Origin of the sequence: Chishuiella changwenlii, from assembly GCF_900142565.1 — a bacterium.
Taxonomy (GTDB): domain Bacteria; phylum Bacteroidota; class Bacteroidia; order Flavobacteriales; family Weeksellaceae; genus Empedobacter; species Empedobacter changwenlii.
Genome location: NZ_FRBH01000018.1, coordinates 1 through 18005 on the forward strand (window position 1 = coordinate 1; position 18005 = coordinate 18005).

The window sequence follows — 18005 nt, forward strand, 5'->3', positions numbered from 1 at the left end:
TGTATAGAGTAAAAAGTATAATGTAAAATGTACAGAGTAGTTTACTATTTACTAGCTTCTAAATCTCTAATCTCGAGTTTCCAACTTAACAATCCATATTCCTAATAGTCTTATATCTTAAGTCTAATCTCCAATTTATAACCTCCAATTTCCAACTTCTAACTACGAATTACCATCTTCTAGCAACCCTTCCTTATAATCTTACACCTTATTATACCTTAAGTCTAATTTCTAGCCTCTAGCTTCTCAGATTTAAAATATATGTTTGTAATGTTGTGTAAACGTTAAATAAGATTTATATTTGGCATTCAATCGAAAGGGGTGCTTCATTTATATGAGGCTGAGATTACACCCAAAGAACCTGAGCAGGTAATGCTGCTAAGGGAAATGGTACTTCACCAAATTACATTTACGCGCGTTAATTTTTAAATGATGTAAGATGGCTCCTTTCATAATATTTTTTAATAAATTATGAAAAGGTCGATTTTTTTATTGTCTATGTTTGGTGCATCAATACTTTATGCACAAGAAAATGACTCTATCCAAAAGGAAGAGCAAATTAATTTACAAGAGGTTTCTATAACAGAGAAATTACCATTTACTGTACAAAAAATAAGTGGAAAGGATTTAAAAAAGCGAAATTTAGGACAGGATATTCCAACGCTATTAAATACTGCTACATCTGTTTCTATAACTTCTGATGCTGGAACAGGAATTGGTTATTCTTCAATTAAGATTAGAGGGTTAAACGAACAATCTATTAATGTTACTCTAAATGGTATTCCGTTAAATAATCCAGAATCTCAAGGAGTCTTTTGGGTGAATATGCCAGATTTAGCTTCTTCTACAAATTCTATGTTAATACAGCGTGGTGTAGGAACATCATCTAATGGAATGGCTTCTTTTGGAGCAAGTGTTAATATAGATTCTCAAAACCCTTCTACAGTTCCTTTTGCTGAAGCTAATATTTCATTTGGTAGTTTTAATACAAGTAAATATACAGTACAAGCAGGAACAGGGAAAATACTAAATAATAAATTGAGTATTGATGGTAGAGTTTCTAAATTAGATTCAGATGGTTATGTGAATCGCTCTTGGTCTGATTTAATTTCTTACGATGTAACTGCATTATATGAATTAAATGATAAAACGAAATTTAGATTTCAGAATATGTTTGGTAAAGAACAGACATACCAAGCGTGGAGTGGAGTAGATGCTGAAACTTTAAGAACGAATAGACGTTATAATCCAGAAGGTGAGATAAAAGATGATGACGGTAATGTTGTTGGATTTTATAAAAACCATACAGATAACTATCAACAGAATCATTATTTTCTTTCTTGGTTACAAGATTATGGTAATAATTGGAAATCTAATCTTACTGTTCATTATACAAAAGGAAAAGGTTTTTATGAGAGTTATAAAAATGCACGTGATTTAACACGTTATAAATTGAATGCTTTATCTCCTGATCCCAAAAATTTAATTAATAGAGAATATCTTGATAATGATTTCTATGGATTTAATTTGGAAGTAGAGAATCAGAAATTAAATGACTTCAAAGTATTTTTTGGATTATCAGCGAATGAATATGATGGTGATCATTACGGAAATGTTCTTTGGGTGAAAGATACTGATTGGAATAATAAAGATTTTAAGTATTACGATAATAGAGCTGTTAAGAAACAATTAGCTGCTTATGCTAAAGTTTTATATCAACTAAATAGTTTCGAATTTTTTGGAGATGTGCAATATCGTTATGTAAATTATGATGCTTATTATTTGTCTAATGGAGAAAATAATTTAGAAGATTTTAGACCTTTTAAAGATACATTTAACTTTATAAACCCAAAGGCAGGAATAAATTATAAACTAAACGAGAAGAATACTTTTTATGCGTCTTATGGAGTTTCTCAACGAGAACCTTTACGAGTAGATTATCAGAATAATGGAATAAAACCTAAAGCGGAGTTTTTACAAGATTATGAATTAGGATACAAAATGGTTGGTCGTTTTTCTATGAATGTTAACTTGTACTACATGGATTACAGAAATCAATTAGTACCAACAGGAAGATTAAATGAAGTTGGAACACCAATTAGAGAAAATTCTGGAGAAAGCTTTCGTAGAGGAGTTGAGTTAGATGCAAGTTATCAAATTATTCCAAATCGTTTCTCTGTTTTTGGTAATTTGACATTGAGTCAAAACAAGCACAAAAATTTTAAAGAAGAAGTATGGGATGCTGAAGGAAACTCTTCTATAAAAGAATACGGAAAAACTACAATTGCAATGTCTCCAGATGCTATTTCAGCTTTTGGTTTTGAAGTTTATCCAACAAAAAAATTATTAATTAATTTTACTAATAAATATGTAGGGCAACAATATTTAGCCAATACTGAACCAGCTGATGGAAAATTATCCGACTTTTTAGTTTCGGATTTATTAATACGTTATGCTCCAAATTGGTTTAATTTAAAAAAATTAGAATTTTCTCTTTTGGTGAATAATATTTTTGATGTGAAATACGAATCAAATGGATATTATTATGAAGGAGGTAATTATTTTCCTCAAGCAGGAATTAATGTTTTAGGAGGAATATCAATACGATTATAATAAAAAAGAGTTGCATAAAGCAACTCTTTTTTATTTGTTAAGAGAAAACATCATTCAAAATAATTACTTTTACGTTTTATAATAGTTAAAAGATAAAATGAAAAGTTTAATTAATATATTTTTAGTTGTTTTCGGAGTTTTTACAATCGTTTCGTGTGCTACAGATGACTCGTTACCAATTTCTCAAGATCAATTATTAAGAGCTAATAAATGGCAATTAAAAGAAATAAGAATAGTTAAAAATAATGTAACAACAACAGATAAATTATTAGCGTGTGAACGTAATTCTACTTTAGATTTTACGAACATAGAGAATTTTTTAAGAGTTGATTATAAAACATCAAATGGAAATTGTACTGAAACGTCTTCTAATGGGACTTATATTTTTACAACATTTGGAGTAAATAGAAGAAGAATTAGAATGATAACTTCTACAAAAGATACACTTAATTATTATATGAATCAGTTAGATCCTTATTTTATGGTTTTACAAGATACATTAAATAAAACACCAATTGATTCTTTAAGATTAGAGTTACGAGTTTATGAAGCAGTAAAATAAATAATTCTTCTATAAATAAAACTTAATATCACATAAAAAAAGAGAGTTCCTTTGGAACTCTCTCATAGTTTTAAAAAAATATAATAACAAATGAATAAATCATTTAGTTAAAATCCTACTCCACCTCCAGAATTTTCGGCTTTGTTTTGTTGAGCTTCAGCACGAGAACGTACTTTTCCACCAAAATTGTAAGTAAATCCAATATTTAATGTTTGTGCTTCCCAACGGAAATTTCCATATCCTCTTGCAGGATCTGTCATTTCTAAACGACCGTAGAAGGTTCTAAAAATATCACTAACACGAGCACTTAAAGAAGCTTTTCCATCCATAAATGTGTATCTAGCTCCTAAGTCCATTCTCCACATATCTTGCATTTCACCTTGTATAAAGCGGAATTTACCTTGATACATAAAGAAGTGTTGTAAACTAATTGCTTTACTAACTTTAAACGTGTTACTCATACGAGCAGTTAAACGATTGGCATCTATCTCTTGTGTATAAGGATTATCATTTGCATCTAATCTTTTTACAACCATTGTATTAAATGTATAATCTCCACTAATATTAGATGACCACCATTTTGTTGGAACTAAGTTGAAACTTAATTCAAAACCATATGCATTAACTTTGTCGTAATTCTCGTAATTCTGAATAAATTTTTCTCTATCTTTTTCGTCTACTAGTACATTTCGGAAAATATTATCTTTTACTATTCTATAAAAAGCATTTGCAGTAATTGTATTTTTACCTAGTCTTTGTAAAAAACCAACTTCAAAATTATCAGTATATTCTGGTCTTAAATTTGGATTACCAATACTAGTTATCATAGGAGTTGACCATTCTGCAACAGGAGATAATTGATCGATTCCTGGACGGTCGATTCTACGGCTATAGTTTAATAATACTTGACCTTTTTCTGTTACATCATACGTTAAAAAAGCAGAAGGAAAGAAATCTAATTTATCATTTTTAATGCTGCCTACACCATTATTATAAAAATAATCTCCTTTATCTTTAAATTGCTCAGCACGTAGGCCTAATTGCATTCCAAATTTTCCAAATTTTTGCCCGTAATTAACATACGCAGAGAAAAAATCACGAGTAAAATCAAAATTAGTACTAGGATCTATTATAGTTCCTTCAATATTTACACGTCTATCTGTTAATAAAGTATTATCGTTCTTTTGTCTACGGAATTGTAAACCTGCTTCAATTTTTCCTCCATCTTTTATTTGATTCGTATAATCTAAATTTATACGTATATTATCTGTTTTATCGTCACGATCTTCATAAAATACTTGATCTGTTGGATATGTATTGATCATATTTCTCAAATCTGTATTTTTTGATTGAGAAAAGAAAGCGTCTAAAATGATGTTATGATCTGCTTTATCAAAATCGCGTTTAAAATTCAAGCTATAATCTTGGCTTTTCCAATCTCCATCAAAAATTGCAGCATTAGGGTGTAAGATATTTGTATCTGTCTCTCTAATATCAGATCCAATTTCTCCAGCACCTTTTCCAAACCATTGATTAGTATAGACTGTTAAAGCTGTCTTATCATTTATAAACCAGTCAAAACCAAATTTTGCTGCTTGGTTTTCATCCTTATTTAAAATGTCAATTGCTTGTCGACGCTTTGTATCAAAATTATCTAAATATCCATGGAACTCGTTTGGGCGTTTATTGTAACTATAATTTCCAAAAAAGTTGAAAGATCCAGTATTAATATTTGCAGTTAAAGAATTGTTGAAACGGCTTCTTTTTCCTTGTTCGTAACCAGTATTTAAAGCAACATTATATCCTTTCTTTTTTCCTTTAATCATAATAATATTAATAATCCCTGATTTTCCATCTGCTTCGTACTTAGCCGATGGGTTAGTTATTATTTCTATACTTTTTATTTGATTAGAAGGAATTTGTTTTAAAACTTGTGCAGCAGAAAGTGATGATGGTTTTCCATCTATAAATATTTTTACATTTTCATTTCCTCTTAGCGATAATTGTCCTGTTTGTTGATCTACATTTACAGATGGAATATTGTTAAGAACTTGTGCAGCTGTTGCACCAGCACTTACTAAGTCATTACCAACTTCTACAACACGTTTATCTATTTCATTACGGTATTGTGAAACATCTGCACGAACAAAAGCTCCTTTTAACTCAATAGTTTCTGTTGGAGCAGTTTCTAAAACAATTTTATCTAAAATTAATTCACCTCCTTTTACTTCTGCGATTGTAACAGATTGTTTATAACCAAACTCTGTTATAACTAAACGATATGAACCATCTTCTAAATCTGGAATTTCGAAACTTCCATCTTCATTAGCAAAAACCTCATCAAGTAATTCATCAGCTCCAACTTTATAAATTTGGATTGCTGCCATGCCAACAGCTTCATTTTTCACGTTTTCAATTTTTCCTTTTACAGGATAATGTTCCTGTGCAAAACTGTACATTGATGATACAGATAAAAGGATAGCTAAAGTAATTTTGTTCAGTCTCATGTGTGTATTTTTTAAATTTAGTACTATGTTTTACATAATACGAATTCATGATAATCTTAATAATTATGTTATTAGACGATAAAAAAAGTTTTTTGTTACAAAAGTTTTTAAATTTTTATAAAGTACTATGTTTTACATAATAGAAAAACCCAATTCTTACCATTTTACCTATAAGACGCATACTTTTACGATTTGTTACAAAAATTTTTATTTTTTTTTAAAATTTTATTTAATCAACTGAAAAACCTATTTTTATGCTTCGATAAATACTAACCAAAAAATTGCTATATCATTGAATTCAATTGTCATACTAGGAGCAGGTAATGTCGCTTTTCATTTAACAAGAGCGCTTATCCAAAATACATGCAATGTTCGTCAAATATTTAATAGAACATTAGAAAGAGCGAAAGAAATTGGTGAAGCCAATAGAATTTCTTACACAGATAAAATATCTGAAATAGAGAAAGCTGAATTGTATATTATTGCAAGTGCAGATTCTGGTATAGAGGAATTTTCTCATTATATTCCATATGATGATGTATTGGTTGTACATACTTCAGGCTCTTCGCCAATGTCTATTTTAAAAGGAGATTATAGAAAAGGAGTTCTTTATCCTTTACAAACTTTTTCTAAAGAAAGAAGTTTACGATACGATAATATTCCATTTTTTATAGAAGCAGAAAATCCGACAGATTTAAAAGCACTAAGCGATTTAGCCAATAGAATTTCGAATGAAGTGCATGAGCTTAATTTTGCAGCTCGTATGCAAGTACAAATGACAGGTGTATGGGCAAATAATTTTGTAAATCATTTATATTATATCGCGGGAAATATTTGTGAAAAAAATAATATACCAGCTGATGTTTTATTACCATTAATACAAGAAACAGCAAAAAAAGTATTAGAGCTAGATCCAAAAACAGCACAAACTGGTCCAGCAAAACGAGGAGATCAAATAATTATTGATAAGCACCTTAATGCTTTACAAGACGATTCGAGATTATTACAAATTTACCAACTATTGACAGATTCAATAAAGCGAGTTTACGAAAATGATAAGTTACAAAGAGAAATTAAATAACATTAAAACTGTTATTTTAGATGTAGATGGAGTTTTAACAGATGGAAACCTTATTTTACTTCCAACTGGAGAAATGGTGAGAACAATGAATACACGAGATGGTTATGCGATGCAATTAGCCATTAAACAAGGAATTAAAATTGCGGTTATTACTGGAGGAAGAGATGAAGCAGTAGTTAGCCGTTTAAAATATTTAGGTTTAACAGATATCTATATCAATAAAAGAGATAAAGTTGATGCTTTTCAAGATTTAATCTTTTCTTACGGATTAAACCCTGATGAAATTGCTTATATGGGCGATGATTATCCTGATTTAGCCGTAATGAGTTTAGTTGGATTACCATGTTGTCCTAATGATGCTTGTATGGATGTACGTAAAGCATCAGAGTATATTTCTCCAGAAAATGGAGGAAGAGGTTGTGTTCGAGATTTATTAGAACAAATATTAAAAGTACAGAACAAATGGTACAATACAGAAGAAGAAATTGCTTCTGTGTAAAAGAAAATTGAAATGCTACTAACAGAAAAATTAAAGAATACCAATATTATTTTGGCATCTCAGTCGCCAAGAAGAAAAGAATTATTAGCTGGTTTAGGATTAGAGTTTTCTACCATTTCATTAGATATTGATGAAACCTTTGACAGAAATCTTTACAAGAGAGAACAAATAACAGAGCTTCTTTCAGCTAAAAAAGCAAAAGCATATACAGCAATACAACCAAATGATTTAATCATAACTTCTGATACAACTGTCTGGGTTGATGATGAATCTTTAGAAAAAGCAGAAACACGTGAAGAAGCGTATGAGATGTTGAAAAAATTGAGTGGTAAAACACACTCAGTATATACATCTGTAACAATTCGCTCTACAGAAAAAGAAGTAACTTTTTCTGATGAAACACAAGTAACTTTTGCAAAATTATCTGACGAAGAAATCTATTTCTATATTGATAATTATAAACCTTTTGATAAAGCTGGTGCTTATGGAGTACAAGAGTGGATTGGTTATATAGGAGTTGATAACATGAATGGAAGTTATTTTAATGTAATGGGACTGCCTACACATAAGCTATATAAAGAATTAATTAAGTTTTAAGCTATATACTTAAATAATTATTACTCAATACTTACAACTTTAATATCGATTTATGAAAATTGGTTTATATTTTGGATCTTTTAATCCTATTCACGTTGGTCACTTAATAATTGCTAATCATTTTCAACAATTTACGGATTTAGATCAAGTATGGTTTGTGGTTTCTCCTCAAAATCCGTTAAAGAAAAAAAGTTCGTTAGCTAATGAATATGATCGTTTAGAAATGGTTGAGTTGGCAATTAATGATTATCCTAATTTAAGAGTTTCTAATATAGAATTTTCTTTGCCAAAACCATCTTACACTATTGATACGTTAATTCATTTAAAAGAGAAATATGCTGATTATGAGTTCGCATTAATTATGGGTTCTGATAATTTGGAAGGAATATCGAAATGGAAAAATGCAGATATACTTTTAAGAGATTATAACTTTTATGTATATCCTAGACCTGGATACTTACCTAAAGAAGAGTTTAACAATGTAACAATTGTTGAAGCTCCATTAATGGAAATTTCTTCAACTTTTATTAGATCAGCTATTAAAGAAAATAAAAATATAAAACCAATGCTTCCACCCAAAGTTTGGGAATATTTGGATGGAAGTAATGTTTATAGATCATTATAATTCATTAGTTGTATGGCATGGGAATTTTTTTTAGAAGATCGAAATATTAAGATTGAATGTGAAATTGCTGGTGAAATAAGATTCGGACCGATGTATTTTTATTTAAAATCAGATCCAATTTTCCCTGAACTCACTGGACATATTTTTGGAGATTGGTTTTATAAATACGATTCTAAAATTTTTTTACAAGAATGGAATTCTACATCATTACCTAATACTAATTTAGTTTGTATTGATATAAAAGAACAGAATTTTTTTAGAGTAATTGAAAATATAAAATCTGTATCTTGGAGAATGGCTTTTGAAGAAGGTAATCTTTTTCTTTTTGATGAGCATAACCATGTAAAATATCCTATTAAATTTAATTCATGATAAAACAAGCCACAATAAAAGAACTTAAAACTTTAGCTCCATTGTTTGATGCTTACAGACAGTTTTATAATAAAGTTTCGGATATAAAATCTGCCGAAGAGTTTTTAGAAGCAAGGATATCAAATCAAGAATCAGTTATATTTATAGCTTACAATAGTGATAATAATGCTGTTGGTTTTGTACAACTTTATCCTTCATTTTCTTCAACTCGTTTAAAACGGTTTTGGATTCTGAATGATTTATTTGTTTACTCAGAATTTAGAGGACAAGGATTTTCAAAGAAACTGATTGATTCTGCTAAAGATCTATGTAGAAATACAGATGCTTGTGCCATGTTATTAGAAACAAGTGTTACAAATGATATTGGAAATAGTTTGTATCCTGGTGCTGGTTTTCAGCTACGAGATGATGCAAATTTTTATGAATGGACAACAAATACCTAAACAATGATTAAAATTATTTCATTAAGAGAAAATAAAGAATATTTAGAGAGAGGAATTCAATTTATCCAAGAAAGTTGGAATGAAGTTCCTCCTATTATATATGAAGACTGTATTAATCACTCTATTAATGCTGAGCAACCTTTACCACAATGGTACTTGTTAGAAAAAGAAAACGAAATAATAGGTTGTGCTGGATTAATAACAAATGATTTTATTAGTAGAATGGATTTATACCCATGGTTATGTGCTCTTTTCATTAAAGAAAATGAAAGAGGAAACAATTATGCGAACCTTTTAATAAAAAAAGCAAAAGAAGACACAAAGAAGTTTGGTTTTAAATATCTTAACCTTTGTACAGACTTTACAGCATACTACGAAAAATTCGGTTTTCAATATATAGGACAAGGACATCATCCTTGGGAAGAAGAATCTAGAATTTACCAAATAAGTGTGGATTAAATTATCCACACTTATTCTATAAAATTTAAAAATATTTTATTCTACTTTCTTCTTTCTCCAATCAAAAGAATTTCTAAATCCTAGATGTAAATAATTACTTGTTCTAAATTCTGATAGTTGACTAATTAAAGCTACTTCTACAGCAGAATTTTTAGATACATTATATCCAAGTCCTACAGTTATACGATTAGAATCGAAAGGTCTTTCTCTTCTTGCAGCCATTCTAATCTCATTTTTTACAATAGCATAATTAACTTGTTGCTGATCAGATTTATTCAATGGAATTTTAAATGATGTTAAGTAACGTAAACGAACAACAAATGTGTTTGGATTATTTAAAAACCTTTCTTCTATCCTAAATCGATGTGTAAGTTTAGTTCTTCCTATCCTATCATTAAGATTGATTTGTTGTAATGCTCTTCTTTCAGTACGTTCTCTTTTTTCTCCATTTCTCCCATACGACTCTAGGTTTAGAAACATTCCTCCAGCTCCAACGGTTACTTTATTACTTATAGAATAATCTAAATAACCAACGGCAACAAATAATCTCGAATCCAATAATAAATCAAAGGATCTATATTGAGCAAGAGTAGTTAGTGTCATTTTATCGGATACTTTTGCATTTAATAAATACTGATACCACATGTTATAATTTACAGCATCTTGTTGGGCATTTACATAAAAACTTAGTAGTATAAAAAAGGTAAGGTTGAGTTTTTTCATATAAACTTTTATGACAAATTAAATCAAATTAATTTATTCAATCCGTTTATAATTACTTATTTGCAATTAAAGTTTAAATATCTGATTTTAAATACTTAAAATTGTATATATCTGAAATATAATTTCTATATTTTGCCAATTATTTAAACCTAACCTATTAAAATATTATGACTACTACCGAAAAGCCTAGTCTACTGAAGCTATTAGCTCCAGTAATAGTAATGATTATTCTTTTATTTATACCCGCCCCAAAGGGGATGCCACCACAAGCTTGGCATTTTTTTGCTGTTTTTATAGCAATGGTTATAGGAATGATATTAGAACCTATACCAGCAACAGCAATTAGTTTTATAGCTGTTACAATTTGTGTGATAGGAAGTAAATATTTTTTATTTTCAGCTGAAGAATTAATGAATCCAGATTTTAATGCAAGAAAAGAATCTTTAAAATGGGGACTTGAAGGTTTCTCAAGTTCCACCGTTTGGCTAGTATTTGGAGCCTTTATCTTTGCACTAAGTTACGATATAACTGGACTCGGAAGAAGAATTGCCTTAATCATGGTTAAATTTATGGGAAGACACACCTTAACACTTGGATACGCAATTGTGATAATAGATGTGCTATTAGCACCATTTACTCCTTCTAATACTGCAAGAACTGGAGGAACTGTATTTCCAATTATAAGAAATTTACCACCCTTGTATAATTCTTTTGCAAATGATCCATCTTCAAGAAAAATTGGAGGATATTTAATGTGGATGATGGTGATAGGAACAAGTATAAGCTCTTCGATGTTTGTAACAGGATCTGCTCCTAATATTTTAGCAGTCGAATTAGTACATAAATCTTCCGGATTTAATATTAGTTGGTTAACTTGGTTTTTAGCATTTTTACCTGTTGGTATTATTCTTATCGTTTTAGCACCTTGGTTATCTTATGTATTATATAAACCAGAAATTACACATAGTAAAGAAGTTGCTGATTGGGCAAAGGAAGAATTAAAAACCATTGGGAAAATAACAAGTAAAGAAATTACATTAATTGTATTAGTACTTATTAGTTTGGTTCTTTGGATGTTTTTTGAAGACGAAATAAGCCCAACATCTGTATGTTTGTTAGCAGTATCTTTAATGATAATAACACAGATTGTAAAGTGGAATGATATTACAAAATATAGTACAGCATGGAATACATTTGTTAACCTTGCAACTTTAGTAATAATGGCAAATGGTCTTACTAGATCAGGATTCATTGGATGGTTCTCAACTATGATGAGTACACATATGGATGGTTTTTCACCAAATTTAACAATTGCAATCCTAGTATTACTTTTCTATTTTGCACATTATTTATTTGCTAGTTTATCAGCACATACAGCAACATTACTACCTGTAATATTAGCAATAGGTAAAAGTGTTCCAGGTGTTCCAATGGACGAGCTTTCAATATTACTTGTACTATCAATTGGTATTATGGGATGTCAAACACCATATGCAACAGGTCCTGGAGTTATTATTTATGGATCGGGATACGTAAAATCCAAAGACTTTTGGCGTTTAGGAGGTATTTTCGGATTTATTTTTATTGCAGCTTTATTATGCATTGGTTGGCCTATTCTAAAGTTATGGCTACATTAATACTAAAGTCATCTTATGATAATTATATCCAAATAAGATAATCTATAAATCTATCCCATAAAGTTCTTGACTTTATGGGATAGATTTTTTTATTGAAATTGTTTTTTCAATTCGAAAATAATTTCCTCTAACCCGTTTATTTTAATTTCATAAACAGTAGAAAGTAAAATTCCTAATTTTCCTTTCGGGAAACCACCTTTTCCTACAAACCATTCAAGATAAGAAATAGGTAGATCACATAAAATACGACCTTCATATTTACCAAAAGGCATTTTGGTTGTCACAATCTCTTTTAATATTTCTGGACGTAATCCTTCCATTACTTTACAACAGTTCCTTTGTAAGTAGACATTCCGTCACTAAAATTATGTGCTTTTTTAAAACCTTTTTGTTGCATTTTTTCTGTAGCTAATCTTGCTCTGCCACCAGACTTACAATAGATATAATAATTCTTTTTCGAATCTAGTTGAGCTATTTTCTCTTCAAAATCAGCACTTTTTACATCAATATTTATTGCACCTTCAATATGTCCTTCTGCATACTCTTCTGGTGTACGAACATCTAACAAAACGTTCTTTTTATTTTTAAAATTAACTTCAGAAACATTTTCTAAAGAAGAAAGTATCTCTTGTTTTTTAGCATTTCTTTCTGTTGAATGTGCAGATTGGTTTGCACAAGAATAAAATGTACAAACTAAAATAAAAGCAAAAAATTTCAATAATCTATTTTCCATTATATGTATTCATAGTATTTGTTAAACCCTGAAAAATAAAGGATAATGCTGCATCTGCACAAATATTAAGACGTTCACTCATTTTTTCGTTTTCTTCTGCAGACCATTCTCCTAAAACGTAGTCTATTTGTTTTCCTTCAGAAAACTCATTTCCAACACCAAAACGTAAGCGAGCATAATTTTGTCCTCCTACTTTATTCTGAATATCTTTTAGTCCATTATGTCCTCCATCACTTCCCTTTCCTCTCATTCTAATTGTTCCGAATGGTAAATTAAGATCATCTGTAATAACAAAAATATTCTCTAAAGCAATGTTTTCTTTTTTCATCCAAAAACGTACAGCATCACCACTCAAATTCATATACGTATTTGGTTTAAGAACTGTTACAGGTCTTGCCTTATATTTAAATTGAGCAACTTCACCAAAATTAGATGGAGAAAATTTTGCATCAACTTTTTTCACTAACTCTTCTACTACTTTAAAACCAATGTTATGTCGTGTATTTTCATACTGAGCTCCAATGTTTCCTAGCCCAATAATTAGATATTTTTGCATAGCGCAAAATTACATCTTTTTGTTGGAAAAGAAATAATTCATAAATTCGTTTTTCTAAAATCTACTAAATTGGTATAGATTTTGAATTTTTATAAATAATTAAATCATTTTCATGAAAAAAATAATTAGCGTTTTAATATTATTTATTGGATTAAACTCTTTTGCACAAAAGGCTCCAGAAGTAATGAAAACAGAATTTCCTACAAAAGCATTACAAGATAAAGTAGTAGATAGTAAAGGAAATTCTTTAACAATAGAGAAAGCTCTTTCTAAGTATAAAGGAAAAATTATAGTATTAGATATATGGGCGACTTGGTGTGGAGATTGTATTACGAATATGCCTGCACTTAAAAATTTGCATCAAAATAATCCAGATGTAGTCTTTTTCTACCTTTCAATGGACAAAACAGAAGAAGCTTGGAAAAACGGAATTGAGAAATATAAAATAGAAGGTGAACATTTTTTCTTAGGAAATAATTGGAAAGGGGAGTTTGGTACGAATATTGATTTAAACTGGATACCTCGATATTTGGTACTGGATAAAAAAGGAAAAATTGCAGATTACTACAGTGTAAAAGCAGATGATCCAAAAGTGCAGACCACAATCGATATTTTAAGAAATAAATAGTTTATTAGTTTACAAACTAAAAGGTGATTGAATGTAAAAACGCAATCACCTTTTGTTTTTTACCTCTTAATTATCAAATAATTATACTTCCAAAAAAAAATTATTGTTAAATTATAAATCACTCATTTTTGTATTAAACTTTTAATTAATATTGCAATGATTTTAATACCCCTTATAATTATATGAAAATATGCTTCGTAATGTACGCTTGGGACAAGGTAGAACCAAGTAAAGATTCCACTCTACGTATTATAAAAGAATGTGTTAGCCGTGGATTTGAAGTATCTTATTTAACAAAACATGATATCTCGATTGCCAAAGGTAAAGTCGTAGGTAAAGTAAAAAAGTTAATCTCACAAGAGACTACAGATGCTGTAGAATTTTATAACACCATGCAATTCGAAACTTCTCTAAGAGATTTTACCGAATTTGATATGGTTTTCATGAGAGCAGATCCACCTGTGGACACTCTTTTGTTAAATATGCTAGAATTAATTGAGGACAAAGTATTCTTTGTTAACAAAATTTCTGGATTACGTAAAGCAAATAATAAAATCTATGCAGCGTCTTTTGACGATGGAAAAGAGACAATTGTGCCTCAAACATTAATTACAAAAGACATAGATTTAATAAAATCCTTTGTAGAAGAAAATAAATTTGATAAATTTATCATTAAACCATTAGATGGTATGGGAGGAAAAGGTGTTGTTCTTTTTGAAAGCAATAACGTCGGAAACCTTTCAGCTATCTGCGATTTTTATATCAATCATACCGGATATCCACAACCTATTATTTGCCAAAATTACATAGAAGGTGCAGAAAAAGGAGACGTTCGTGCAATCGTTGTTAACGGAGAGCCTATTGGTGCCATTATGAGAATTCCAGCCGAAGGAGATCACCGTTCTAATATTTCTGCAGGAGGTTCTGCTATCAGCCACGAGCTTGATGATTATGAATTAGAATTATGTCGTAAAATTGGAAAACAACTAATTGACGACGGAATCTATTTTTGTGGTATTGATTTGATTAATTATAAAATGGTGGAACTAAATGTGGTTAGCCCAGGAGGGATTGTACCACATAATAAAGTAAATAACAACCAAGAGATACAAAAGCAAATTGTAGACATGTTGTTAGATAAATATAAAGAATTTAAAAAATGAAATCCCTAAGTATCCAGCAAATCCTTGATAACATTGAAAACGAAGTCGTATTTGAAGCTTACGCTGAAGATGAGTCATTTAAAATAAAAATTGACGAGTATACACCATATATATGTGCAGCAATACACGATGGTGGAAAAATGCGAGATGACGTTCGTGAAAAATGCTTATTAAGTAACTATGAGCGCTGGTACGAAGAAGATCCACATACAGCAGAATTTGTAGAAACATTTCCTATATTAATACAAGGATGTGATTCTCGTTTCGAATATGACTTAAATCGTGGACCAGAAACTGCTGTTTACGAAGAAGCATGGGGAAAAGAAGTTTGGAAAGAACCACTTTCTGTTTCTCAAAAACAAAAAAGTATTGCAAAACATCATGCGTTTTATGAAGTTTTAGAGGCTCTGGTAAAAAAACTAGAAACTAAATTCAAGTCATGTTTAGTTTACGATATACATTCTTACAATTGGAAAAGATGGGATCGTCCCGTTCCAGTTTTCAACATCGGTTCAGAACGTTTAGATAATGAACGCTACGGAAAATATGTAGAATCTTGGAGAGACGAGTTAGCGCAAATAGAATTAGAAAATATTCATAACTATTCTGCTATTAACGATGTTTTCTATGGAAGAGGATATTTATTAGAATTTGTTACAACACGTTTTAAGAATACATTAGTTTTAGCGACAGAAGTTTCAAAAATATTTTGCGACGAATTAACAGGAGAATCATTTCCAGAAATTATCAATCAAATAAAAGAAGGATTTAAATCTGCTATTCTTAGTCATGCTTTTAAGTTTCTAAAAAATGAAACAACATATAAAGTAGGTTCTAAGCAAGTAAATATCTTACACAACGAATTAGAATCTGATTTGGTAAAGATTGATAAACAATTGTACCAATTAGTTCAGAATTTTGAGTTGTTAAGTGTAATTAATCCGATTAATTTAGAATTCGAGAAAAAGAAATTCTTAGCTTCCAAATACACATACGAGCCACAATTTAAATACAGCCCTTTAAATATAGATCCTTTCGAGTTTAAAAGAAAGTTATCAAATATCAAAGTAGAGAAAATAAACGATATCAGCATTCAAAACATGTATGTTGATACAATAAACTCTTATTTCGATAAAGTAGATTTATTAGCTAATCTAGGAACCAATAAATTCCTATATAATTCGCTACGTTATTTTGGAGAGCCAACAAAGAAAGATATAGAAAATGCAAACTTCATCTTATACTGTCCCGAATTTCGAATAGAAAAAGAAGGTGATTATACACAAGAAGAAGTTGTAAATCTATTTAAAAACGCAACCAATGATTACGGTTTTAAATTCGATATTGAAATTTCTGACGATATCGCTTCAAAAGCTTTAGTAATTAATAGTAAGAAAAAAGTTGTTATAAAACGTGGAGTTAAATTCGATAAACGTTTTACAAATGGTTTAATAGAACATGAAATAGGTGTTCATATGGTAACAACAATGAATGCTTTAGATCAACCATTAAAAATATTCAGCATTGGTTTGCCAGTAAATACCTTAACGCAAGAAGGTTTAGCAATCTTAAGTGAATATTACACAGACTCTATTAATCATAGTAGATTAAGAGAACTTGGTCTACGTGTAATTGCAGTTCATTTATTAACGAATGGAAAATCGTTCAACGAAACTTTCATGATTTTAATGGAAGAATATAAAATGCAACCAGAAGATGCTTTCTATTTAACTACTCGTGTTTATCGTGGAGGAGGTTTTACAAAAGATGCGCTTTATCTAAAAGGATTAAAAACTATTTTAAATTATATAGATCAAGGAAGATCATTAGATAATCTATTAATTGGAAAAACATCCGTAGAATATGTTGATACGATTGATGAGTTAGTAGAAAGAAAAATGATTAACAAACCAAAATATTACACAAAGGTTTTCAAGAAACATCTCGAAAACCCTGAAATAAATCCGTTATTACAATATATATTCAACGGGCTTAAAGATTAATATAAATGTCTGTTTCAATAATAACGAAACAGACATTTTTTATTATTGAATACCACGCAACACTATGTGTTGCTCACTTCCCGAGTCGATAACCTCAAAGTATTTTGCGAAGCCAACTTTTTGGGGAAGTTGTCATCACAAAATAATCATGTCCTTTTATCTCGAGCTTAGAAGTTGGAAACTAGAAACTAGAATTTAGTTTTTAAGATGTAAGTTTATAAGGAGTAAGTTTTCTTTTGCTAATCTTATCAAGCATCATTACCTATTTTTCCATCTTAAATCTCCAATCTCGCATCTAGCTTTAATATTAAAAACACTTTATATTCTCTTTCTTTTCTTCCTTTTTTCTTCTCTCTCATATCTTAAATCTCCCATCTCGCCTCTATTTTTAAAAAAGTTTAAAAAATATTCTACGGTTATTCAGTTAGTTAGGTTAAAATTGTAAATTAATTGTAAAGTTGATTTGGAAAAGAGGAATATTGGGTTGTATATTTGCACTCCCAATACGAAACAAGAGTAGTATTGTAGGAATTGAAATAGTAAAGCAGTAATGTTAGTTTTAACGGGCTTTTTTTGATGGTTGAGGTTATAATGACTGAGATTAATAAAAGGAAAAAAGTTTTAAAATATTTTAAAAAATATTTTGTGGTTTAAAAATATTAATTACCTTTGCAACCGCTTACAGAAACAGAGAAACGAAGTAAGTAATTGAAACGAGAAGTTCATTTGAAATTTAAAATATAGACAGAAGAAATAAAGCCGATACGAAATTAGTCAATCCTTGAATAATGGAGCTATAGGAAA

Annotated in this window: 18 protein-coding genes; 13 read left to right on the forward strand and 5 right to left on the reverse strand. The window is 29.6% G+C overall.

Going from position 1 to position 18005, the window contains the following annotated elements:
* Positions 1-471: 471 nt before the first annotated feature.
* Together BUA86_RS15630 and BUA86_RS15635 are read left to right on the forward strand one after the other, a co-directional pair.
* Positions 472-2613, forward strand: a complete 2142-nt coding sequence (locus tag BUA86_RS15630) for a TonB-dependent receptor (RefSeq protein WP_072934093.1) — start codon at positions 472-474, stop codon at positions 2611-2613.
* A gap of 97 nt (positions 2614-2710) precedes the next feature.
* Entirely contained in the window at positions 2711-3175 is a 465-nt protein-coding gene (locus BUA86_RS15635) for a hypothetical protein (protein ID WP_072934094.1), read from the forward strand.
* A gap of 107 nt (positions 3176-3282) precedes the next feature.
* Here the strand turns inward: BUA86_RS15635 and BUA86_RS15640 are convergent, their stop codons facing one another.
* Entirely contained in the window at positions 3283-5682 is a 2400-nt protein-coding gene (locus tag BUA86_RS15640; protein ID WP_072934095.1) for a TonB-dependent receptor, read from the reverse strand.
* Between the two features lie 292 nt (positions 5683-5974).
* On the opposite strand from BUA86_RS15640, the gene BUA86_RS15645 reads away from it, so the two are divergent.
* Genes BUA86_RS15645 through BUA86_RS15675 form a run of 7 tightly spaced genes read left to right on the forward strand, consistent with a single transcriptional unit; the run spans position 5975 to position 9758 of the window.
* Complete coding sequence (locus tag BUA86_RS15645; RefSeq protein ID WP_072934096.1) at positions 5975-6763, forward strand: Rossmann-like and DUF2520 domain-containing protein; 789 nt, start codon at positions 5975-5977, stop codon at positions 6761-6763.
* Complete coding sequence (locus BUA86_RS15650) at positions 6735-7262, forward strand: KdsC family phosphatase (protein ID WP_072934097.1); 528 nt, start codon at positions 6735-6737, stop codon at positions 7260-7262. The genes BUA86_RS15645 and BUA86_RS15650 overlap by 29 nt, the downstream gene beginning before the upstream one ends.
* A gap of 12 nt (positions 7263-7274) precedes the next feature.
* Positions 7275-7859, forward strand: coding sequence for a Maf family nucleotide pyrophosphatase (locus tag BUA86_RS15655; protein ID WP_072934098.1), 585 nt, complete (start codon positions 7275-7277; stop codon positions 7857-7859).
* Positions 7860-7911: 52 nt separating this feature from the next.
* Positions 7912-8484 (forward strand): nicotinate (nicotinamide) nucleotide adenylyltransferase, encoded by a 573-nt coding sequence (nadD, locus tag BUA86_RS15660; RefSeq protein WP_072934099.1) that lies wholly within the window; start codon positions 7912-7914, stop codon positions 8482-8484.
* Positions 8485-8496: 12 nt separating this feature from the next.
* Positions 8497-8856 carry a hypothetical protein gene (locus BUA86_RS15665; RefSeq protein WP_072934100.1) on the forward strand — a complete coding sequence of 120 codons (360 nt, stop codon included), beginning with the start codon at positions 8497-8499 and terminating at the stop codon, positions 8854-8856.
* A complete protein-coding gene (locus BUA86_RS15670; protein WP_072934101.1) occupies positions 8853-9299 on the forward strand; it encodes a GNAT family N-acetyltransferase in 447 nt (148 codons plus the stop codon). Before BUA86_RS15665 ends, BUA86_RS15670 begins: the two co-directional genes overlap by 4 nt.
* Before the next feature lie 3 nt (positions 9300-9302).
* Complete coding sequence (locus BUA86_RS15675) at positions 9303-9758, forward strand: GNAT family N-acetyltransferase (protein ID WP_229731949.1); 456 nt, start codon at positions 9303-9305, stop codon at positions 9756-9758.
* Between the two features lie 36 nt (positions 9759-9794).
* Here BUA86_RS15675 and BUA86_RS15680 read toward each other — a convergent pair whose 3' ends face one another.
* On the reverse strand, positions 9795-10481 hold the full coding sequence (locus BUA86_RS15680) for a DUF2490 domain-containing protein (protein WP_072934102.1): 687 nt from the start codon (positions 10479-10481) through the stop codon (positions 9795-9797).
* A 167-nt stretch (positions 10482-10648) separates the two neighbouring features.
* Between BUA86_RS15680 and BUA86_RS15685 the strand changes: the two genes are divergently transcribed.
* Positions 10649-12118 (forward strand): anion permease, encoded by a 1470-nt coding sequence (locus BUA86_RS15685; protein ID WP_072934103.1) that lies wholly within the window; start codon positions 10649-10651, stop codon positions 12116-12118.
* An 89-nt stretch (positions 12119-12207) separates the two neighbouring features.
* On the opposite strand, the gene BUA86_RS15690 is transcribed toward BUA86_RS15685, so the two are convergent.
* Genes BUA86_RS15690 through pth form a run of 3 tightly spaced genes read right to left on the reverse strand, consistent with a single transcriptional unit; the run spans position 12208 to position 13407 of the window.
* On the reverse strand, positions 12208-12438 hold the full coding sequence (locus BUA86_RS15690; protein WP_072934104.1) for a DUF3820 family protein: 231 nt from the start codon (positions 12436-12438) through the stop codon (positions 12208-12210).
* Positions 12438-12851: a rhodanese-like domain-containing protein gene (locus BUA86_RS15695; protein WP_083580408.1), complete on the reverse strand. Its 414-nt coding sequence runs from the start codon at positions 12849-12851 to the stop codon at positions 12438-12440. The genes BUA86_RS15690 and BUA86_RS15695 overlap by 1 nt, the downstream gene beginning before the upstream one ends.
* Positions 12841-13407 carry an aminoacyl-tRNA hydrolase gene (gene pth / locus BUA86_RS15700; protein ID WP_072934105.1) on the reverse strand — a complete coding sequence of 189 codons (567 nt, stop codon included), beginning with the start codon at positions 13405-13407 and terminating at the stop codon, positions 12841-12843. The genes BUA86_RS15695 and pth overlap by 11 nt, the downstream gene beginning before the upstream one ends.
* Before the next feature lie 112 nt (positions 13408-13519).
* On the opposite strand from pth, the gene BUA86_RS15705 reads away from it, so the two are divergent.
* The 3 genes from BUA86_RS15705 (at position 13520) to BUA86_RS15715 (ending at position 17201) form a co-directional block, all read left to right on the forward strand.
* Positions 13520-14035, forward strand: a complete 516-nt coding sequence (locus BUA86_RS15705; protein ID WP_072934106.1) for a TlpA family protein disulfide reductase — start codon at positions 13520-13522, stop codon at positions 14033-14035.
* Between the two features lie 182 nt (positions 14036-14217).
* Positions 14218-15198: an ATP-grasp domain-containing protein gene (locus BUA86_RS15710; RefSeq protein ID WP_072934107.1), complete on the forward strand. Its 981-nt coding sequence runs from the start codon at positions 14218-14220 to the stop codon at positions 15196-15198.
* The gene (locus tag BUA86_RS15715; RefSeq protein ID WP_072934108.1) at positions 15195-17201 is read left to right on the forward strand and encodes a flavohemoglobin expression-modulating QEGLA motif protein; all 2007 of its coding nucleotides are present in this window, start codon (positions 15195-15197) and stop codon (positions 17199-17201) included. The genes BUA86_RS15710 and BUA86_RS15715 overlap by 4 nt, the downstream gene beginning before the upstream one ends.
* Positions 17202-18005: the final 804 nt, after the last annotated feature.